The 3,363-nt window shown below is 38.5% G+C and carries 3 protein-coding genes; 2 read left to right on the top strand and 1 reads right to left on the bottom strand.

Annotation, left to right across the window (positions count from 1 at the left end):
* Positions 1–828 (bottom strand): DUF6444 domain-containing protein, encoded by an 828-nt coding sequence (locus tag LC574_RS32225; protein ID WP_229457668.1) that lies wholly within the window; start codon positions 826–828, stop codon positions 1–3.
* Positions 829–1,127: 299 nt separating this feature from the next.
* On the opposite strand from LC574_RS32225, the gene LC574_RS32220 reads away from it, so the two are divergent.
* Positions 1,128–1,847, top strand: coding sequence for a hypothetical protein (locus LC574_RS32220; RefSeq protein ID WP_229457667.1), 720 nt, complete (start codon positions 1,128–1,130; stop codon positions 1,845–1,847).
* Between the two features lie 150 nt (positions 1,848–1,997).
* A complete protein-coding gene (locus LC574_RS32215; protein WP_229457666.1) occupies positions 1,998–2,552 on the top strand; it encodes a hypothetical protein in 555 nt (184 codons plus the stop codon).
* Positions 2,553–3,363 lie beyond the last annotated feature (811 nt).

The raw sequence follows: 3,363 nt of genomic DNA, 5'->3' as shown, positions 1-3,363 counted from the left end.
CTATTGAGTGGAGTTTACTGCAACCCACAACCAAGCTTGACGTTGCTTTGGGTTAGAACCGTCAATATTTCCTTGGTTAAAACTGGTTTCATCCGCGCCAACAACCTTTGAGTTTTGGATGTACAGTTTTGCTTCATCTACACAACTAGCTACTGCATCGCTTGCTTCCAGTCGTAGTTTATTGACTGTTCCCAGTGACATTGAGATATTAAACAAGTCACCTAGAGCCCTTTGCACCATGCGTTGACTGTTGCGGTAAACTCCACTCAATAGGGCTACCAGTGCTACAACTCTGATTCCATAACCACTTGGGTTGACATCTTCTGGCAATTTGGCACGAGTTGAAGTTCCGCAATGCTCACAGGTCAATTGATGCAATCGATGTTCAATCACGATTGGTTCAATCGGTGGAATCTCTACTATCTGATGACGATAAGGGTTTTCATCTTCTCCCAACAAGCTTTCTCCACAACCAGAGCATACGGTCGGATGATGATTGAAAACTTCCTGACACTCTTCTATTGAGTATAAATCTCGACTATTCCCCTCATGCCCTGGCTGTCCCCCTCGTTTTTTACTGCTTTTCTTTCTGGCTGGCTTTTTTCCAAATCCAGCGGGGTCTTGGGATGGTGGTGATGATGAATTTTTTGATGTGCGATTTACTTTTTCTAATAGCTGTTGCTGAAGTGCTAAAACTTCTGCTTGCTGTTGTTGCAATTCTTCCATGCTCTGCGCCATTTCCGTAACCAGTGTTTTGACACTGCCTGGAGTTCTCTCCCAATCTTCAGGAGGTATCTGCTGTAGATAGTTTGGGCGCTGTTCTTCCATGAATTTTACATTACCACATTTTTGTGGCTATTTTTCCCATGCCTTCTTTACAAGAGGCCAGAGCCAAAATCTGGTGCATCGCTCTTTTACCCCCCCCTGAACGGTTACGTAGAAAGTGATTTTGATGCGTTCACATAAACCAAACCGAGTATCAGTCATAAATTCATTGATCAACTGATTAATTTATTTAATTTATTGATGGATTGATGGAGATATCATTCTTCAATTACAAAGGGAACTAAATGAAAAATAAATCCTCATATCGTAAGCCCAGGCTTAATAAAAAACAAAGAGCTTGGGTGAACTCATTCCTTTCATCTCATCCTAATGCCAGAGTTAGAACTATCTACGAATTAGATGGCGATCGCGTTGTTGAAATTGAGTGGTGGGAAAATACAAATCCAATAATATTAGACCCAAAAACCTACATTCAAGGAATTATCAGCTACAAGATGCGGGTAAAACTAAGGAAATTTGGCGATGCGAGAAAAACAGCCGAGTTCTCGTACCGGATCACCCCGCCAGAAAAACGAAGTGCATCATGGCATTTAACAGGTCAACTCTCTCTAGAACTTCCCCAGTGTTACGAAGTTACAGAACCAAACAACCCAGTTATCATTAAACCAAAAAGAAGGAATACTAAAACCAAGAAAGTTAAAAAATTAATTCAGCATACTCTTCCTCTATCAGGAATTAGTGCCCAACTTCATACTATGAATATCGAAGATGGTGGTGTTCCTTTATCAGAACAAGAACTATTACTAGAAAGCGTATCACACCTAAATCTAGATACTGGTAAAGAAACTAAACTTCCAGGAGCTATAGTCAAAATTCTTTCCAAGAAAAAAGCCAGCTTAAAGGAGTGGGAAACAGCTATTGCACTATATGAGGTAACTGGTTCTAGTGGAGTAATAGAGTATCTACAACAATTGGATTCTTGGCGGAAATATTTGGGTACTCAACCAGTAGAGAACTCTGTTGAGAAAGTCTCAAATCAGAAGTCAGTACAGCAAGTATAAAATTAAGTGCAAGTATTTGTTGATCGCTATATTTTGCTAGCGGCTATATAACAAATACTAAGGATATGGAAAGAGTTAATACTAACTCTTATTTTTTTAAACCACCGCTTACGACTAACGCCTGATAAATAAATGTTTATCTAATCTATCATGACTGTATATCTATACTACGGCGAAGATAGCTACTCACTCAATCAAAGAATTGATTATTTAGTGAATCAAAATGTTCATGCGGAATGGAGAGCTTTCAATTACGTTAAGCTATCTGGAAATGAGAAAAATATTGCTGCAAAAGTCTTTACCGAGGTTATGACTTTGCCCTTTGGAGAGAGTAATAAAATTATTCATACAGACAGCGACTCTCTAATTGGGAGTTTATCAAATGAAGATAATAACCAAGAACTTGAAAATCACCTTTCCCGAATACCTTCAAGCAACATTCTACTAATTACTGGTAATAAAAAGCCAGATTCACGCAGGACAGTAGTAAAAACTATCCTAAAATATGCCCAGCAAGAAGAGTTTCCTTCTCTGGTTTATGTGTATTTAAAAATATTTTTAATTATCTTCCAGAGAGTTGGACTGTTTTATTTATACACGAAAAAGCGCATGAGAGTTTTGCTCACTCAAGCGCTTCCCCGTAAAAGCTTATACCAACTCACTCGTTTGATGCAACATTTGAAATCTGCAACGCCCCCTTATTAGGAAACATTGCGGGGATAACTTGTGACAAACATGTGGTGAAATGGTATCACTCCTTGCACTAACTAAGAATATCTCTTTTGCAATAATACCGCCGATATAGTGAGTGACAGTTTATGAACTGAACACTAGTTAAAAACGACTCACCATCAATAGTAACTAACAAGACTAAGCACGATTGTAGCAATTTTGTAAGTATAGTATAAAAACTTATAGGTTATTAGCTTAGGCGTAGCTCGCCTTCGGCATCGCCTACCTCTGAGTATAGTTTAAATGTGCAGCAATTAGCAGCATAAATATCTCAAATTTGGCGGCAAATCAACCGTAAACTATCAGTATAAAATCGTAATTGAGTAAGCCACATAAGCCTTAGATATTGGCATCGAAGCGATTTTTAGTGAAAGAAATCATCAGATACTCCATTTATGGAGGTATTCTTTAGAGGATGGCAATCCAAGAAAAAATGCTCAACTAAAGCAGATTGACAAGTTTGGGTTGGGTATCTTTTATCTCTTAGCAAACGGCGACATCCAACCCTTCCGCATAGTGTAGGCGGTTACTTCCTTCATTGAAGCAAAACACAGGTTTTTCATCAACACTTCCCGCGATATTCAAAACGATTTAGCGTGTTTTTATAAGAAGAATTCAGAACTCAGGAGTCAGAATTCAGTATGAATTCTGTACGAATGGGTGACGAATATTGGTTAAAACCTCGCCCGAAGTTAAGCGAAAAAAATTAAAATATTCTCGCCTTAAAACTCTATCCCTTTATGGGTAGAGTATTCTGAATTCTGAATTCTGAATTCTGACTCCT

This window comes from Nostoc sp. CHAB 5715 (genome assembly GCF_020829685.1).
GTDB lineage: Bacteria > Cyanobacteriota > Cyanobacteriia > Cyanobacteriales > Nostocaceae > Nostoc.
Note: the sequence above shows the minus strand (reverse complement) of the source record. Positions and strands in the feature narration are given on the sequence as shown.